This window comes from Rhizobacter sp. (assembly GCF_035702065.1).
Taxonomy (GTDB): Bacteria; Pseudomonadota; Gammaproteobacteria; order Burkholderiales; family Burkholderiaceae_C; genus Rhizobacter.
Map to the genome: position 1 here is coordinate 1 of NZ_DASSRA010000392.1, position 17,328 is coordinate 17,328.

The 17,328-nt window shown below is 67.5% G+C and carries 16 protein-coding genes; 9 read left to right on the forward strand and 7 right to left on the reverse strand.

All coding sequences use genetic code 11. The features are described from left to right. The 6 genes from VFL64_RS17205 to VFL64_RS17230 all read left to right on the forward strand — a co-directional run. Window positions 1-326 (forward strand): NMCC_0638 family (lipo)protein (locus tag VFL64_RS17205; RefSeq protein WP_489541604.1); only part of this gene is annotated, 326 nt, incomplete at its 5' end. 56 nt (window positions 327-382) lie between these two features. After that, window positions 383-1,180, forward strand: coding sequence for a signal peptidase I (gene lepB / locus VFL64_RS17210; RefSeq protein ID WP_489541605.1), 798 nt, complete (start codon window positions 383-385; stop codon window positions 1,178-1,180). Between the two features lie 6 nt (window positions 1,181-1,186). Then, window positions 1,187-2,404, forward strand: a complete 1,218-nt coding sequence (coaBC, locus tag VFL64_RS17215) for a bifunctional phosphopantothenoylcysteine decarboxylase/phosphopantothenate--cysteine ligase CoaBC (RefSeq protein ID WP_489541606.1) — start codon at window positions 1,187-1,189, stop codon at window positions 2,402-2,404. Between the two features lie 3 nt (window positions 2,405-2,407). Beyond that, window positions 2,408-2,857: a dUTP diphosphatase gene (dut, locus tag VFL64_RS17220; protein ID WP_489541607.1), complete on the forward strand. Its 450-nt coding sequence runs from the start codon at window positions 2,408-2,410 to the stop codon at window positions 2,855-2,857. A 105-nt stretch (window positions 2,858-2,962) separates the two neighbouring features. Beyond that, complete coding sequence (locus VFL64_RS17225; RefSeq protein WP_489541608.1) at window positions 2,963-4,126, forward strand: efflux RND transporter periplasmic adaptor subunit; 1,164 nt, start codon at window positions 2,963-2,965, stop codon at window positions 4,124-4,126. After that, window positions 4,123-7,218: an efflux RND transporter permease subunit gene (locus VFL64_RS17230; RefSeq protein WP_489541609.1), complete on the forward strand. Its 3,096-nt coding sequence runs from the start codon at window positions 4,123-4,125 to the stop codon at window positions 7,216-7,218. Before VFL64_RS17225 ends, VFL64_RS17230 begins: the two co-directional genes overlap by 4 nt. 8 nt (window positions 7,219-7,226) lie before the next feature. Here VFL64_RS17230 and VFL64_RS17235 read toward each other — a convergent pair whose 3' ends face one another. Beyond that, complete coding sequence (locus VFL64_RS17235; RefSeq protein WP_489541610.1) at window positions 7,227-7,751, reverse strand: FKBP-type peptidyl-prolyl cis-trans isomerase; 525 nt, start codon at window positions 7,749-7,751, stop codon at window positions 7,227-7,229. Window positions 7,752-7,776: 25 nt separating this feature from the next. On the opposite strand from VFL64_RS17235, the gene VFL64_RS17240 reads away from it, so the two are divergent. Beyond that, window positions 7,777-8,901, forward strand: coding sequence for a JmjC domain-containing protein (locus tag VFL64_RS17240; protein ID WP_489541611.1), 1,125 nt, complete (start codon window positions 7,777-7,779; stop codon window positions 8,899-8,901). 9 nt (window positions 8,902-8,910) lie between these two features. After that, complete coding sequence (locus tag VFL64_RS17245; RefSeq protein ID WP_489541612.1) at window positions 8,911-9,408, forward strand: hypothetical protein; 498 nt, start codon at window positions 8,911-8,913, stop codon at window positions 9,406-9,408. Between the two features lie 468 nt (window positions 9,409-9,876). Here the strand turns inward: VFL64_RS17245 and VFL64_RS17250 are convergent, their stop codons facing one another. The 6 genes from VFL64_RS17250 to VFL64_RS17275 form a co-directional block, all read right to left on the reverse strand. Continuing rightward, on the reverse strand, window positions 9,877-10,656 hold the full coding sequence (locus VFL64_RS17250) for an MBL fold metallo-hydrolase (RefSeq protein ID WP_489541618.1): 780 nt from the start codon (window positions 10,654-10,656) through the stop codon (window positions 9,877-9,879). Between the two features lie 22 nt (window positions 10,657-10,678). Further along, entirely contained in the window at window positions 10,679-11,764 is a 1,086-nt protein-coding gene (bamC, locus tag VFL64_RS17255; RefSeq protein WP_489541619.1) for an NlpB/DapX family lipoprotein, read from the reverse strand. A 171-nt stretch (window positions 11,765-11,935) separates the two neighbouring features. Then, window positions 11,936-12,817, reverse strand: coding sequence for a 4-hydroxy-tetrahydrodipicolinate synthase (dapA, locus tag VFL64_RS17260; RefSeq protein WP_489541613.1), 882 nt, complete (start codon window positions 12,815-12,817; stop codon window positions 11,936-11,938). A gap of 25 nt (window positions 12,818-12,842) precedes the next feature. Next, the gene (locus VFL64_RS17265) at window positions 12,843-13,403 is read right to left on the reverse strand and encodes a class I SAM-dependent methyltransferase (RefSeq protein ID WP_489541614.1); all 561 of its coding nucleotides are present in this window, start codon (window positions 13,401-13,403) and stop codon (window positions 12,843-12,845) included. Beyond that, a complete protein-coding gene (locus VFL64_RS17270) occupies window positions 13,400-14,206 on the reverse strand; it encodes an SDR family oxidoreductase (protein ID WP_489541615.1) in 807 nt (268 codons plus the stop codon). The genes VFL64_RS17265 and VFL64_RS17270 overlap by 4 nt, the downstream gene beginning before the upstream one ends. A gap of 135 nt (window positions 14,207-14,341) precedes the next feature. Continuing rightward, on the reverse strand, window positions 14,342-15,565 hold the full coding sequence (locus tag VFL64_RS17275) for an MFS transporter (RefSeq protein WP_489541616.1): 1,224 nt from the start codon (window positions 15,563-15,565) through the stop codon (window positions 14,342-14,344). 162 nt (window positions 15,566-15,727) lie between these two features. Here VFL64_RS17275 and VFL64_RS17280 point away from each other — a divergent pair. Further along, window positions 15,728-17,328, forward strand: a 1,601-nt coding sequence (locus VFL64_RS17280) for a DNA topoisomerase IV subunit B (protein ID WP_489541617.1), incomplete at its 3' end; no start/stop codon positions are given.

The window sequence follows — 17,328 nt, forward strand, 5'->3', positions numbered from 1 at the left end:
TGTTGCTGGCGGCGGCGGCCGGCCGCCAATGCACGGTCTGGGTCGACCAGATGGCGGGGCCCTTGCTGCGCAACGCGGTGATCGAAGCCCTGCAGTCGCTCACCAGCAAGGGTGCTCGCTTGCAGCTGCAGGTCGACCGCAACTTCGAGCGCGCGGGCGCTTGGCGCAACCAGATGCAATGGCGCTACCGCGCCGTGGGGGCCTCCGGCGACCTGGGCCTCGGAGCCGTCACCACCCTGTCGGACACCCCCGCCACCCAGGCCCTGAACGCCGCGCCGCTGCCGACCACGCCGGCCTTCGCGCCCGATGGCATGCCCACCCTGTGAGCGGGCCGGGGTGCCCCCGCCATAATCGCGGCCTGCCTCCCCGGGGCGCCCCGTCCATGCAAATCGGCTTTTCCATCAACGAGACTCTGTGCCTGCTGAGCCTGGCCAGCGGCGCCTGCTGGTGGGTGTGGCGCAGGCGACTGCGCCGCAACCCGCCGCCCGAGCGCAAGCCCTTCTGGCTCAGCCTGGGGGCGGAGCTCTTCGTCGTGATCGGGTTGATGTTCACCTGCCGCGTGGCCCTGGCCGACTGGCCCAAGGTGCCGTCGAGCTCGATGGAGCCCACCCTGCGCGTGGGCGACTACCTGCTGGTCAATCACCTGGCCTATGGGCCGCGCCTGCCCTTCACCAACACCGCCATCGAGTTCGGCCAGCCTGAGCGCGGCGACGTGGTGGTGTTCCGCTACCCGTTGGACGTGTCCACCTTCTACGTCAAGCGCCTGGTCGGCCTGCCGGGCGATGTGGTGCGCTTTCACGATGGCGTGGCCAGCGTGAATGGTGAAGCTGCTTCGGCAGAGCGCATGCCCGACAGCGCCCGTGACGAAGACCGCGGCCACTGGCTGCTGCGCGAGTCGGCGCAGCAGCGCAGCCACATCATCAAGATCAACCCTTTCGTGCAAGGCCGCCTGGCGCTGAACCTGCAGCGGCCCGGCCTGGCCGAGCACTGCCGCTCCGAAGGCACCGCCACCTGGCAATGCACCGTGCCGCCCGGCCACTACCTCATGCTGGGCGACAACCGCGACAACTCCGAAGACTCGCGCGTGTGGGGCTTCCTGCCGCACGAGCAGGTCTACGGCAAGGCGGTGCGCGTGCTCATCAACTTCTCTGACTTGTCGCGCAGCTGGACTGCGCTTTGAACCAACATGGCTGAACGACTGGATCTGAAAGGGCGCCACATCGTCCTCGGGCTGAGCGGCGGCATCGCCTGCTACAAGGCCGCCGAACTGACGCGCGGGCTGGTGAAAGCCGGCGCCACCGTGCAGGTGGTGATGAGCGAAGCCGCCGAGCAGTTCATCACCGCGGTGACGATGCAGGCGCTGTCCAACCGCAGCGTCTACACCAGCCAGTGGGACACGCGCGAGCCGAACGCCATGGCGCACATCAACCTTACCCGCGAGGCCGATGCCGTGCTGATCGCTCCGGCGAGTGCCGACCTGCTGGCCAAGCTGGCGCAGGGCCGCGCCGACGACCTGCTGAGCCTGATGTGCCTGGCCCGCCCCATCGAGCGCTGCCCGCTGCTGGTGGCGCCGGCCATGAACCGCGAGATGTGGGCCCACCCCGCGACGCAGCGCAACCTGGCGCAACTGCGTGCCGACGGCACGGCCATCCTCGGCCCCGGCAATGGCGACCAGGCCTGCGGCGAGATCGGCGACGGCCGAATGCTCGAAGCCGACGAACTGGTGGAAGAACTGATCTCTGCGTTGTCACCCAAGGTGCTGACCGGCCAGCGCCTGCTCATCACCGCCGGGCCGACCTTCGAGCCCATCGACCCGGTGCGCGGCATCACCAACCTCAGCAGCGGCAAGATGGGCTTTGCCATCGCCCGCGCCGCGCAGGAGGCCGGCGCCGACGTCACGCTGGTGGCCGGGCCGGTGCACCTGCCCACCCCGCGCGGTGTGAAGCGCGTGGACGTGCAGACGGCGCAGCAGATGTTCGATGCCGTGGTGCCGAACGCCACGCAGTATTCGGTGTTCGTGGCCACCGCGGCCGTGGCCGACTGGCGGCCGGCCACCCTGTCCGACCAGAAGATCAAGAAGAACGGCAGCAAAGTCGCGCCGACCTTCGAGCTGACGGAGAACCCCGACATCCTGGCCGCCGTGGCCAAGCTGCCGCAGCGCCCGTTCTGTGTGGGCTTTGCTGCCGAGAGCCACGACCTGCTCAAGCACGCCCGCGAGAAGCTGCAACGCAAGAACGTGCCGCTCGTCGTCGGCAACCTCGGCCCCGCGACCTTCGGGCGCGACGACAACGCGCTGGTGCTGGTCGATGCCCAAGGCCACCGCGAGATCGCCCAGGCCGACAAGCTCACGCTGGCGCGCGCGTTGGTGGCCGAGATCGCTCAACGTCTTTCCTCTCATCCCTGACCCATGACCCCTATCGATCTGAAAGTGCTCGACCCCCGCATGGCCGAGCAACTGCCCGCTTACGCCACCCCCGGCAGCGCCGGCCTCGACTTGCGTGCCTGCCTCGACGCCCCGCTGGTGCTGGAGCCGGGCCAGACCCAGCTCATCCCGACTGGCCTGGCCATTCACGTGGCCGACCCGGGCCTCGCGGCACTGATCTTGCCGCGCTCAGGCCTCGGGCATAAGCACGGCATCGTGCTCGGGAACCTGGTCGGGCTCATCGACTCCGACTACCAGGGCCAGCTGATGGTGAGCTGCTGGAACCGCGGCCAGGCCAGCTTCACCGTGCAGCCCATGGAGCGCATTGCGCAGCTGGTGATCGTGCCGGTGGTGCAGGCGCAGTTCCGGGTGGTGGATGAGTTCGGCGCGTCGGATCGCGGGGCCGGCGGCTTTGGCTCGACCGGCAAGCACTGAGTACTGCGTAAAGAAGAGTGAAGCAGGGCGCCCACGCGCCTTTCTGGACAGATTCAAACGGGACTCGGTGGCATCCTCGCAGGCGATGCCGCAAACGAGAACTGGATGAACAAGAAGTCTGCCTGGTTGTTGGGCCTGGGTGCTGCGGTCGTGGTGCTGGCCGTGGGCGGTTTCGCCTTCACGCGCGGCAAGCAGGCCGCGGTCAGCGAAGCCGCTGCTGCGGCCTCCGCGGCAGGTGGCCCACCGGTCAGCGTGAGCCTGGTGCGCGCGGTGAAGCGCGATGTGGCCGTCACGCTCGAAGCCACCGGCACCGTGAGTGCACTCAACAGCGTGGAGGTGCGGCCCCAGGTGGCGAGCACCATCGCCAAGGTGCACATCCGCGAGGGCCAGTTCGTCAAGGCCGGCGAACTGCTGTTCACCCTGGACGCGCGGGCCGACGAGGTCAACGTGACCAAGGCGCGGGCGCAACTCGCCAAGGACCAGGCCGCACTGGCCGATGCGCAGCGCCAGCTCACCCGCAGCCGCGAACTGCTGGAACAGAACTTCGTCTCCCAAGGTGCGGTGGACACGAACCTCACTTTGGTCGAGTCGGCTCAGGCCGTGGTGGCCGCAGACCGCGCCGCCGTCGACGCGGCCCTCGTCGCCCTCGGCTACAACCGCATCGTGTCGCCCACGGCCGGGCGTGCCGGGGCCATCAACGTGTTCGCCGGCAGCTATGTGCAGCCGGCTGGCACGCCGCTCGTCACCATCACGCAGATCGACCCCATCGCGGTGAGCTTCAACTTGCCGCAGCGCAACCTCGATGACGCTCGTCAGGCGCTGCGCGGCGGTGGCGGCCGCGTGACGGCCGTGCTGCCCGAAGGGCGCGGCTCGCTCACCGGCAAGCTGCAGTTCGTCGACAACCTGGTCGACCCCAACTCGGGCACGGTGAAGGTGAAGGCGGTGTTCGACAACCGCGAGGAGAAGCTCTGGCCGGGTGCCTACGTCAACGTGTCACTGGTGGTGAGCACGCTCAAGGACGTGGTCACCGTGCCGCAGGCCGCCATCATCCAGGGTGCGCGCGGCAAGTCGATCTACGTGGTCGGCGAAGACCGCAAGGCCCAGCTGCGGCCAGTGGACGTGCAGGAGTCGGTGGGCGACAGCGCCGTGGTCAAGGGCGTGCAGCCGGGCGAGCGCGTCGTGCTCGACGGTCGGCAGAACCTGCGCCCGGGTGGTGCCGTGGTCGAGCGCAGTGCCGCGGCTTCAGCCAGCTCGGCCAGCGTGCCATGAACCTGTCCGAACTCTTCATCCGCCGCCCGGTGATGACCGTGCTGCTCAACGCCGCCATCGTGGCGGCGGGCGTGATCGCTTACGGACGCATCCCGGTGGCCGCGCTGCCGAGCTACAACACGCCGGTCATCAACGTCTCGGCCGGCCTGCCCGGTGCCAGCCCCGAGACCATGGCCACCTCGGTGGCGCTGCAGCTGGAGAAGCAGTTCTCCACCATCCCCGGGCTCAGCGTCATCAGTTCCAGCAGCACGCTGGGCAGCACCTCACTCACGCTGGAGTTCGACGAAGGCCGTGACATTGACGCTGCTGCGGTCGACGTGCAGGCCGCGCTGCTGCGCGCCACGCGCTCGCTGCCGCAGGACATGACCGCGCCGCCCTCGTACCGCAAGGTCAACCCGGCCGATGCCCCGGTGCTGCTGATGGCGCTGACCTCGCCTTCGATCGCGATGTCGGACCTGAACGACTACGCCGAGCACCTCATCTCGCCCAGCCTGTCCACGCTCGAAGGCGTGGCCCAGGTCAACATCTACGGCCAGAAGCGCTACGCCGTGCGGGTGCGTGTGCTGCCCGACGCGCTGGCCGCGCGCAACATCGCCCTCGACGAGCTGACCGAGGCCCTGCGCGCCGCCAACGCCAACACGCCGGTGGGCACGCTCGAGGGCGCGCGCCAGACGCTCACGCTGCAGGCCAACCGGCAGCTGCGCAACGCGGCCGAGTTCGCCGACCTCATTGTCAGCAACCGCGGCGGCAACCCGGTGCGCCTGCGCGACGTGGCGCAGGTCGAAGACAGCTTCGAGACGGTCAAGACGAGCGCCAACTTCAACGGCGAAAGCTCGATCACGCTGGCCGTGCTGCGCCAGCCCGACGCCAACACCGTGAAGGTGGTCGACGCCGTGCGCCGGGCCTTGCCGGGCTTCCAGTCGCAGCTGCCGCAGTCGGTGAAGATCTCGCTGCTCAACGACCGCTCCGCGTCGGTGCGCGAGGCCTTGCACGACGTGAACCTCACGTTGATGGGCACGATCGCGCTGGTCGTGCTGGTGATCTTCCTGTTCCTGCGCCGCTTCGTCGCCACGGTGATCCCCACGCTGTCGCTGCCGGTGTCGCTGATCGGCGCTGTGGCGTTGCTCTGGGGCTTCGGCTACACCATCGACAACATCTCGCTGCTGGGCCTCACGCTCGCAGTCGGCCTCGTGGTCGACGACGCCATCGTGATGCTGGAGAACATCATCCGACACGTGGAAGAGGGCATGCCGCCCTTCCAGGCCGCATTGCGCGGCTCACGCGAGGTGGGCTTCACCATCATCTCGATCTCCACCTCGCTGGTGGCGGTGTTCATCCCGATCTTCTTCATGCCGGGCGTCATCGGCCTGCTGTTCCACGAGTTCGCGGTGATTGTCTCGCTGGCCATCGTGGTGTCGGCTTTCGTCTCGCTCACGCTCGTGCCCATGCTGGCCAGCCGCTTCCTCACCGATGAGGCCCACATGAAGCCGCCGGGCGCGCTGGTGCGCTCCTTCGAGCGCGGCTTCGACAAGCTGCTCGACTGGTACGCGCGCTCGCTCGACGTGGCGCTGCGCCACCGCTTCTTCGTGCTCATGGTGGCGCTGGCCACCTTCGTGGCAACCGCACTGCTTTTCGTCACCATCCCCAAGGGTTTCTTCCCCGAAGAAGACATCGGCCAGATCAGCGTGAGCACCGAAGCGGCCGAAGACACCTCCTTCCCGGCCATGGTGGTGTTGCAGGACCGCGTGGCCGCCATCGTGCGCAGCGACCCGAACGTGCTCACGGTGAACTCCATCAACGGCGGCGGTGGGGCGCAGAACACCGGCCGCATGTTCGTCAACCTCAAGCCGCGCGGTGAGCGCAAGCCGATGAAAGAGGTGGTCGAAGGCCTGCGCAAGAAGCTGCGCGAAGTGCCCGGTATCACGGTCTACCTGCGGCCAGTGCAGAACCTGCAGCTCGGCGGGCGCACGAGCAAGAGCCAGTACCAGTACATCCTGCAAAGCGTGAAGGCCGACGAGTTGAACGAATGGGCCGCCAAGCTGCAGGACAAGTTGCGCCAAGACCCGCTGTTCCGCGACGTGACCAGCGATTCACAGCTGCGCGGCCTGCAGGCCACGCTCAAGATCGACCGCGATCGCGCCAACACGCTGGGCGTGTCGATCGACGCCGTGCGCAGCGCGCTCTTCAGCGCCTTCGGCGAGCGGCAGGTGTCGACCATCTACACGCCTGTCGACAGCTACCAGGTGATCATGGAAGTGGCGCCCGAAGCCAAGCAGGACGAGCGCGCCTTCGGCAGCATCTACGTGCGGTCCAGCACCGGCGCGCTGGTGCCGCTGAGCAGCTTTGCCACCGTGGAACGCAGCGTGGGGCCGACCTCGGTCAACCATGTGGGCCAGCTGCAGGCGGTGACGGTGTCGTTCAACCTGGCGCCGGGTGCCGCGCTGGGCGACGCCACCGCGCGCATCGAGAAGGTGCGCCAGGAGATCCGCCTGCCGTCTTCGGTGATCACCACCTACGGCGGCGATGCGGCGGTGTTCAAGAGCTCACAGGGCAGCCAGGTGGTGCTGATCGTGGCGGCGCTGCTGGTGATCTACGTGCTGCTCGGCGTGCTGTACGAGAGCTACATCCACCCGATCACCATCCTGGCCGGCCTGCCTTCGGCGGCGGTGGGGGCCTTGCTGATGCTCAAGCTCTTCAACCAGGATCTGACGCTGATCGCCACCATCGGCATCCTGCTGCTGATCGGCATCGTGAAGAAGAACGCGATCATGATGATCGACTTCGCGCTCGATACGCAGCGCTCGCACGGCACCTCGCCGGCCGAGGCCATCCGCGAAGCCTGCGTGCTGCGCTTCCGCCCGATCATGATGACGACCCTGGCGGCGCTGATGGGCGCCGTGCCCATCGCGCTGGGCTTGGGCGCGGGCGCCGAGTTGCGCCAGCCGCTGGGCCTGGCCGTCGTGGGCGGGCTGCTGTTCTCGCAGGCGATCACCCTCTACATCACGCCGGTGATCTATCTGTACCTCGACCGCTTCAGCGGCAAGGGGCCGGTGACCACGTCGGAGGCGGCCGCCGGCAGCGCGGCTCGGTGAAGTTGTCGTCAGTGAAGGTTTGAAGAGCCCGGCGCGGTGCTCATCACGCTGATGCCGGCAGCAAGGCCGACGGTGCCGGCCTCGATCTCTTCTTCGGTGGCTTCGCGCACGTCGAGCACCTTCACGTCGAGCCGCAGCGCGATGCCGGCCAGCGGGTGGTTGCCGTCGAGCACCACGTGCTCCGGGTAGACCTCGGTCACGGTGTAGATCGCCTCGGCCGACAGGCCTTCGGTGGTGGCGCCTTCGGGCGGGCCTTCGAACTGCATGCCGGGCTCGATGCTGTCGTCGAAGATCGAGCGCTGCTCGAAGAACACGAGATCCGGGTCGTACTCGCCGAAGGCGTGCTCGGGTTCGAGGTGCAGCTTGGCTTCGAAGCCGGCGTCCTGGCCGTTCAGGGCTTCTTCGACCTTGGCGAGCAGATCGTCACCGCCGAAGAAGAACTCGACGGGTGCGGCCAACTCGTCGATGAGCTGGCCTTGGGCATCTTCAAGTCGCCAGGTGAGGCTGACGACGCAGGGGGCTGAAATCAACATCGCGGGATGATCGCACAATCACCCCATGACGATCTCCGCACCGACACCCTTGCTGGGTGGGCTTTCGCCCCAGACCTTCATGCGTCGCCATTGGCAGAAGCGGCCCTTGCTGATCCGCCAGGCTGTGCCCGACGCGGCGCCGCTTGCCAGCCGCGCCGAACTGTTTGCGATGGCGGCGCGGGACGACGTGGAGTCGCGCCTCGTGGTGCACCAGGGCAAGGGCTGGACATTGCGGCGCGGCCCCCTGCCTCGGCGCGCGCTGCCACGTGTCGACCAGCCGGGCTGGACGCTGCTGGTGCAAGGGCTCGACACCCAACTCGACGCGGCCCATGCGCTGCTGTCGCGCTTTCGCTTCGTGCCCGATGCGCGGCTCGACGACCTGATGGTCTCGTGGGCCAGCGACCGCGGCGGCGTGGGGCCGCACGTCGACTCCTACGACGTGTTCCTGCTGCAGCTCCAAGGCAAGCGCCGCTGGCGCATTGCGCCGCCGGGTGACGGGGAACTGCAGCCCGACGTGCCGTTGAAGATCCTGCGCCACTTCGAGCCCACGCAGGAGTGGCTGCTGGAGCCGGGTGACATGTTGTACCTGCCGCCCGGCTGGGGCCACGACGGCGTGGCCGAGGGCGAATGCATGACGGCCTCGATTGGCTTTCGCGCCGCAGGCCGCGCCGAGCTGCGCGACCACGTGCTGCAACGCATGCTCGATGCGAATGAAGTGCCCGATGGCGACCCGCTGTACCGCGATCCGCAACAGCCCGCCACCGAAGAGGCCGGCCGCATTCCGTCTGCCATGAACGACTTCGTGCGCAAGGAAGTCACGCGCTGGCTGCACGATCCACACGCGCTCGCCTGCGCTCTCGGTGAAGTGCTGAGCGAGCCCAAGCCGCAGGTGTGGTTCGATGCGGGCGGCTCATGGCCAGCTGGTGAGGGTGTGCGCCTGGATCGGCGCACCCGCATGCTGTACGACGACCGTCATGTGTTCATCAACGGCGAGTCCTACCGTGCTGCCGGCCGCGATGCGCAGCTGATGCGCCTGCTGGCAAACCAGCGTGCGTTGACGGCCTCGCAGCTTGCCAAGCTCGGCGACGACGCCCGAGAATTGCTCGCCCAGTGGGTTCAGGCCGGCTGGCTGCACGCCAGCGGCGATTGAGGGAACACCATGAACGACGACGCGCCATCCACGTCACGCATCCTCACATCGCGCGGTGAGTTCCACGATGCCTTGCGCGAGGTGTTTGCACTTGTTGCGGAAAAAGGTTGTCGCGAAGTCTTCGTCGCCGACCCGAACTTCGCCGATTGGCCGCTCGGTGAACGCGCCGTGATCGACAGCCTCAGCCGCTGGGCGTATGCACATCGCAAGCTCACCTTGCTGGCCGAGCATTTCGATGAATTCCCTCGGCGCCACACGCGCTGGGTCGATTGGCGGCGCCAGTGGGCGCACGTGGTCGAATGCCGCTCGCTGTGCGAAGAAGATGCAGGCAAGTTGTCTGGCCTGTTTCTCGCGCCAGGCCTCGTGACCTTGCGCGTGCTCGATGCCGAGCACTACCGTGCCAGCTTGTCGTTCGAGGCCTCCGATGCGATCCGCGCACGCGACAACCTTGATGCGCTTTTGCAACGATCCGAAGAAGCCTTCCCAGTCACCACTTTGGGGCTCTAGGGACTTCCCTAGGCCTCTGGGTATAATCATGGGCTAGGCGCAGGGAATGCTCGAGCTTCTCGCGCCTTGATTCGTTGGGGATCTGCCAGGACGGAGGGTTCCCACAATTACCGGTAATTGTCTGAACCTTTCACTGAGGAAAAATATGAAAAAGTCGCTTCTGTTGGCTTCCCTGGTTGCTGCTGTTGCTCTGGCCGCTTGCGGCAAGAAGCCTGAAGAAGCAGCTCCGGCTGCCGCTGCTGCTGCCGCTTCGGCCGTGGCTCCCGTGGCTGATGCCGCCGCTTCGGCTGCTACCGCCGCCGCAACCGCTGCCACCGCTGCGGCTTCCGGCGCTGAGGCTGCTGCCTCGGCCGTGGCTGGCGCTGCTTCGGCCGTTGCCGCTGCTGCTTCCAAGTAATCGGGTTCCTGCCGATTCGAAAGGCCGCCTCCGGGCGGCTTTTTCATGGGCGCTTTATTGCGCGTTTGCGTTCAGTTGATGTTCAGCCAGTCAAGGCCGTTCACCGGGTCAGCGACCCACACGTCATCTGGTTTGCCGCCCAACACCGCTGCCAAGGCCCTCTGCGCGAGTTCGGGGCGGTTGTTTCTTTCACTCAGGTGGGCGGCCACCAGCTGGTTCAGGCTGGCGTGAAGGCAGGCCGCCAGGATCTCGGCCGATGTGTCGTTGGCCAGGTGGCCGAGCCGCCCGCCGATGCGCGCCTTCAACGATGCAGGGTAGGCCGAGTTCGCCAGCAGGTTGCGGTCGTGGTTGCACTCCAGCAGCAGCGCCTCGCAAGCTTGGAGCTGGGCCAGCAGGTGCGGTGTGATCGAGCCGGCGTCGGTGAGCACGCCCAGCCTCACGTTGCCATCGCTCACGCACAGTTGCAGCGGCTCGTTGGCGTCGTGCGGCACGGTGTAAGGCGACAGCATCAAGTCGCCCACGGTGATGGCTTCCAGGTCGCGGGCGAAATGCAGCAGTTCTTCGGCCAGATCGGGCTCGCCGATGGCGCGCCAGGTGCCGCGGCTGGTCCACAGCGGAATGCCGTGGCGGCGAGCCAGCGTCAATGCGCAGCCGACGTGGTCGCCATGCTCGTGAGTGACGAAGACGGCATCGAGGTCGGCGCAAGCCAGGCCGGCCCGGGCCAGGCGCCGTTCCAGTTCGCGCAGCGAGAAGCCGCAGTCGATGAGCACGCGGCTGACGGTGCTGCCGCTGCGTGCTTCGACCAGTGTGGCGTTGCCTGTGCTCCCGCTGCCCAGACTGCAGAAGCGCATCATGGTTCGATGCGCCTTGCGGTCACTTCAGGTCGTCGACCAGGATCTTGACGATGCGCTTGCCGGCGTCGCCGTTCTCGGGCGCGCCTTGGGCGTCGAGCACGGACGCCGTGCTCACGTCACCTTCGGCCTTGACCACCACGCGGTAGCGGATCGGGCCGGCCAGCTTGTTGCCGGTGCCGAACATCTTGCCGAAGAAGCCAGGCTCCTCCTTGCCGGCCTCTGCCGGGTCGACGTAACGCACGTAGTAGGTCCCTTGTGCGCGGTCGCGGTCTTCGACCGTGAAGCCGCTGCGATCGAGTGCGAGGCCCACTCGGCGCCAGGCGCGGTCGAAGCTTTCGTCGATCTGCAGGGTGGCGGCCGGGCGGCCTTCGATCACGCGGGCGCGGGTCGCGGTGAGCGTCGGGGCCGATGCAGCTTGGGCCACGGCAGCTTGTGCCACTTCGGCCTTGGCACCGAGCTTGACCATCAGGCGCGAGAGCATCTCGCCTTCCAGCAGTGGGTCGTTCGGGCGTGCCTTCCAGGTGGTGTTGTCCTTGAGAGAGCTGGTGTAAACCTCCTCCAGCCCCCGGTGGGCGATGTACACGTCGGTGCCGCGGGCCGTGCGCTCGATGCGGGTGCGGTACTTGTCGCGCTCGCCGGTGGAGTAGAGATTGTCGAAGACCTTGCCCAGCGTGCGGCGGATGACGTCCTCGGGCAGCTTGACGCGGTTCTCAGCCCACTCGGTTTCCATCACGCCGACGTCGGGCTGGTTCACGATCAGGGTCAGCCCGCGTTCCTTCCAGAATGTCTCGAGTTGCGGCCACAGCTGCTCGGCGGTGAGCGGCGTGCTGAGGTAGCGCAGGCCGCCCTGGTTCTCGATGCGGACATCGCCGACGACCGCCGGAGCGACCGAGGCCGATGCGGCAACACCAGGGGCCGCCGAAGTCGTCACACCGGAGGCCTGCAGCGCGGCGGCGCTGATGACGCCGGCCTGGGGCGCGTAGCGCGGGTCGACGGCCAGTTGCGTCAGGTCGGGCGGCACTTCCAGCGGTGTGGCCTTGGTCTTGGCGGCGCGGTAGTCGACCTTGCCACCGGAGATGGTGTCGTCAACGGTCGAGCAGGCCATCAGGGAAGAAGCGAGCACCGCACCGGCCGCGACCGAGCTGAGGGTGAATCGAAAGGGAGGGCGAATCACGTTGAACATCTCCGAAAGGAGCAGGCCGAGGCGGTCTGCCTTGCGAGCTTGGTGAAGGGAAGTGGAGAGAGCCGCGCCTGCAACCGAGGCCGCGGCGTCAGCTCAGAGCAGACCCGACTCCCGCAGCGCTTGTTCCACGGCATTCTGGCCGGTGGGGGTGAGAGGGAGGATGGGCAGGCGCACAGTGGCACCACACCGGCCCAGGCGGGACAGCGCCCACTTGGTGGGCGTAGGGCTCGATTCGACGAACAGGTTCTTGTGCAGAGGCAGCAGTTTCAGGTGGATCTGCGCTGCTTCCTTGGCCTGGCCCGCGATGGCAGCCATGCACAACTCATGCATGGCACGCGGCGCAACGTTGGCGGTGACGCTCACGTTGCCGTGCCCGCCCAGCAGCATCAGCGCGACGGCGGTCGGGTCGTCGCCCGAATAGATCGAGAAGCCCTTGGGCGCCTGCTTGATCAGCGTGCAGGCGCGTTCAATGTTGCCGGTGGCTTCCTTGATGCCGATCACGCCGGGCACCTGCGCCAGGCGCAGGGTGGTCTCGGGCAGCATGTCGGCCACGGTGCGGCCGGGCACGTTGTACAGCACCATCGGCACGTCGACCGCTTCGGCGATCGCCTTGAAGTGCGCGTAGATGCCTTCCTGCGAGGGCTTGTTGTAGTAGGGCACGACCGAGAGCGTGCAATCGGCGCCGACCTTCTTGGCATAGCGCGACAGCTCGATCGCTTCGCGCGTGGAGTTGCCGCCGGTGCCGGCCATGATGGGCACACGGCCCGCGGATTGTTCGACCGCGACGCGGATGATTTCGCAGTGCTCTTCGACCGACACTGTGGGCGACTCGCCCGTGGTGCCGACGACGCCGATGCAGTCGGTGCCTTCGGCAATGTGCCAATCGATCAGGCGGCGCAGTGCGTCGTAGTCGACGCTGCCGTCTTCTTGCATCGGCGTGATCAACGCCACGATGCTGCCAACAATGGGTTTCATGCGGGTTCCTCGGAATCCAAGGATTTTAGCCGCCCCGGCTGGTGGGCCCGGGGCTCAGGGGGTGGCGAACCGGGCCGGTCGTGTGAAGCTGCGGGTTCACTGCGGTGACGCGCTGCACAAAGCGGGGCGGCGTGTCGAGAAAGCCATCCTCGTAAGCCACCACGCGAAGACCCTGGGTGGCTTGCAACAGTTCCCCGGGTTGCAGCAGGAAGTCGGGATTCGAGGGCTTGCCCACGGTCTGGTTGCCGTCGGCAAAGGTTTCATAGATCAGCACGCCGCCTTCGTTCAGGCTCTCGATCAGGGCGGTGAACAGGGGGCGCCAGAGGTAGTTGGTCACGACCACAGCGTCGAACCGACGGCCGGTGAACGGCCAGGGGCCGCCTTCGATGTCGGCCACCAGCACTTCGGCCACGCTTCGCAAGGGTTCCAGCGCGGCGGCATCGCGGTCGACGCCGGTGACTTGGCAACCGCGTTCGGCAAACCAGCGCACGTGCCGGCCGGAGCCGCAGGCCACGTCCAGCACGCGCGCCGCTGGTGGCACCAGGTGCGACCAGCGCTGCACCCAGGCAGAGGCGTCCAGCGTCATTGCGGCCGGGCGTGCTGGTTCAGCGCCTTCAGCGCCAGCTTGTCGACCAGGCTGGGCGCCAGCAGCTTGATCCAGCGGCCAAGCTTGCCTTGGGCCGTCATGACGACGTCGCGCGTGCGGGCTTCGGTGCCGTCGACGATGAGGCGCGCGCAGGTCTCCACGCTCATCGCGCCGCGTTCGTCGAGCCCGCTCTTGCCGGCCGCTTCGCCCTTGGCATTGAAGCCGCGGTAGCGGATCTCGGTGGCCACCACGCCGGGGTAGGCGAGCGTGACGCTCACGCCTGCCGGTGCCAGCTCCACGCGCAGGGCTTCGAAGAAGCCGGTCATTGCGAACTTGGTGCCGCTGTAGGCGGTGCGCCCCGGCACGCCCACCAGCCCGGCGAGGCTGGAGACGCCGACGATGCGCCCGCGCGTGGCCTTGATGTGCGGCAAGGCCGCATGCGTGCACCACACGCTGCCCCAATGGTTGATGCGCATCAGCGTCTCGTACCAGCCGAGGTCGGTGACCTCGCTGAACAAGGCCTGGGCCGACATGCCGGCGTTGTTGACCAGCGTGTCGATCCGGCCGTAGGCGGCCACCGTGGCCTGGATCAGCGCCACGCACTCGGCTTGCACACCCACGTCGCAGCGCTGCACCAAGGCCTGCGCTCCGAGCTGGCGGCATTCAGCGGCCACGGCTTCGAGCCGCTCCACGTTGCGCGCGGCGAGCACCAGGGCCACGTCGGTCTTGCCGCGTGCCGCCCACTGGCGAGCCATCTCCGCGCCGATGCCCTCCGAGGCACCGGTGATCACGATCACATTCATGTCAGAAACAGTTCCAGAGCTGGTTGGCGAGGGTGACGGCCAGGTCGGGCCGCAGGTAGGCGGCGAATACTGCCAGCAAGATGGCCGTTGCCGCCACCCAGGCAAACACTCTCCGGCGTCCAGCACTCATGACCATCAGGCCGGTTGCGCGCCGGGCCGCGCGATGGCGGACTCACGCACCGGCAGGTTGACGATGGCCGCAAAGACCCCCAAGCCCACCGCGATCCACCACACCACGTCGTAGCTGCCGGTGGCGTCGTACAGCTTGCCGCCCAGCCACACGCCCAGGAAGGAGCCCACCTGGTGGCTCAGGAAGACGAAGCCGCCCAGCATCGACATGTACTGCACGCCGAAGATCTGTGCGATCACCGCGTTGGTGGGTGGCACCGTGGACAGCCACAGCACGCCCATCACCGAGGAGAAGACGTACACGCTCATCGGCGTGAGCGGCACGTTCAGGAAGACCACGATGGCCACCGAGCGCAGGGCATAGATGGTCGAGAGGATGTAGCGCTTGGGCAGGCGCGCGCCCAGCGAGCCGGCGAGGTAGGTGCCGAACACGTTGAACAGGCCAATCAGCGCCAGCGCTGTGGTGGCCACGTTGGGCGTGAGACCGTGGTCCTTCAGGTAGCTCGGCATGTGCACGCCGATGAAGACGACCTGGAAGCCGCAAACGAAATAGCCCGCCATCAGCAGCTGGAAACTCGGGTAGCTGAAAGCTTCACGCAGCGCGCTGCCGATGCTTTGCTGCACGCCGGCGGGCTTGGCCGCGGCGGGCTCCTTCAGGCCGAAGGCCAGCGGCACGATGGCCAGCGCCAGGCAGCCCAGCAGGAAGAGGGCGTTCTGCCACCCAAAGCCGCCGATCAGCCAGTTCTCCACCGGCACCATCAGGAACTGGCCGAACGAGCCGGCGGCCGCTGCCACGCCCATGGCCCAGCTGCGCTTCTCGGGCGCGACGTTGCGCCCGATCACGCCGTACACCACGGCGTAGGTGGTGCCCGACTGTGCGAGGCCGAGTACCAGCCCCGCGCTGCCGGTGAAGGCCAGGCCCGAGGTCGACAGTGCCATCAGCACCAGACCGGCGGCGTAGAAGAGGCTGCCCACGATGAGCACGCGGAACGCGCCAAAACGGTCGGCCAGCATGCCGGCGAAGGGCCCGGCCAGGCCCCAGGCCAGGTTCTGCACGGCCAGCGCGAAGGCGAAGGTCTCGCGCGACCAGCCGCGGTCCATGGTGATCGGCTGCAGCCACAGGCCGAAGCCGTGGCGGATGCCCATCGACAGCGTGACGATCATGGCGCCGCACAGCAGCACCTGTTTCATCGAGAGCGGGGCGGGAGCGGTGGCGGAGGGCGAAGTCATCGGTGATCCGGCGAAGAGGGGCGGCGGTGGCGAGACCGCGATTCGACACGCCAAAGCGGCCGCTACGGCGTGACGAGGATTTCAACCACGCGCCCAAGTAGGTTACTGGCCGGCGCGGCGTGACCGATGTCACGAAGGGTGATGTGCCTAGAATTCCCCGCCATGGCAACCAAACCCAGCAACACCTACGGCGAGTCTTCGATTCGCGTGCTCAAGGGGCTCGAACCCGTCAAGCAGCGGCCCGGCATGTACACCCGGACCGACAACCCGCTGCACATCATCCAGGAAGTGATCGACAACGCGGCCGACGAGGCGCTGGCCGGCCACGGCAAGCGCATCGACGTCACGCTGCACACCGACGGCTCCGTCAGCGTGCTGGACGACGGGCGCGGCATCCCCTTCGGCCTGCACCCCGAGGAGAAGGTGCCCGTCATCGAGATCGTCTACACCCGCCTGCACGCCGGCGGCAAGTTCGACAAGGGCTCGGGCGGCGCCTACAGCTTCTCGGGCGGCCTGCACGGCGTTGGCGTGAGCGTGACCAACGCACTCGCCAAGCGCCTGGAGGTGACGGTCTGGCGAGAAGGCCAGGTCGCGAATCTCACCTTCTCGGGCGGCGACGTGATCGAGCCGCTCAAGGTGCGCCGCGCCACCAACGCAGACCGCAAGTCGGGCACCACCGTGCGCGCATGGCCCGACGCCAAGTACTTCGAGAGCGCCGACTTCCCCAAGCCCGAACTGATTCACCTGCTGCGCAGCAAGGCCGTGCTGATGCCCGGTGTGAGCGTGACCCTCACCACCGAGAAGACCGGTGAGGTCTTGAGCTGGATGTACAAGGGCGGCCTGCGCGACTACCTCATGCAGACGCTCACGGCCGACCCGGTGATCCCGCTCTTCGAAGGCGAGCACTACGCAGACAAGGGCGAGACCGAGAACTTCGCCGAAGGCGAGGGCGCCGCCTGGTGCGTGGCCTTCACCGAAGACGGCTCGCCGATGCGCGAGAGCTACGTCAACCTCATCCCGACGGTGAACGGCGGCACGCACGAGTCGGGCCTGAAGGACGGCCTCTTCGGTGCCGTCAAGGGCTTCATCGACCTGCACAGCCTGCTGCCCAAGGGCGTGAAGCTGATGCCCGAAGACGTGTTCTCGCGCGCCAGCTTCGTGCTGAGCGCCAAGGTGCTCGACCCGCAGTTCCAGGGCCAGATCAAGGAGCGGCTCAACAGCCGCGATGCGCTGCGCCTCGTCTCCACCTATGTGAAGCCGTCGCTGGAGCTGTGGCTCAACCAGCACGTGGACCTCGGCAAGAAGCTGGCCGAACTCGTCATCAAGCAGGCGCAGACGCGTCAGCGCGCGAGCCAGAAGGTCGAGAAGCGCAAGGGCTCGGGCGTGGCGGTGCTGCCCGGCAAGCTCACCGATTGCGAGAGCCGCGACATCACGCTCAATGAGTTGTTCCTGGTCGAGGGCGACTCGGCCGGCGGCAGCGCCAAGATGGGCCGCGACAAGGAAACCCAGGCCATCCTGCCGCTGCGCGGCAAGGTGCTCAACGCCTGGGAAGTCGAGCGCGACCGCCTCTTCGCCAACAACGAGATCCACGACATCTCGGTGGCCATCGGCGTCGACCCACACGGCGTGGCCGACGAGCCCGACCTCACCGGCCTGCGCTACGGCAAGATCTGCATCCTGTCGGATGCCGACGTGGACGGCTCGCACATCCAGGTGCTGCTGCTCACGCTCTTCTTCCGCCACTTCCCCAAGCTGGTGGAGCG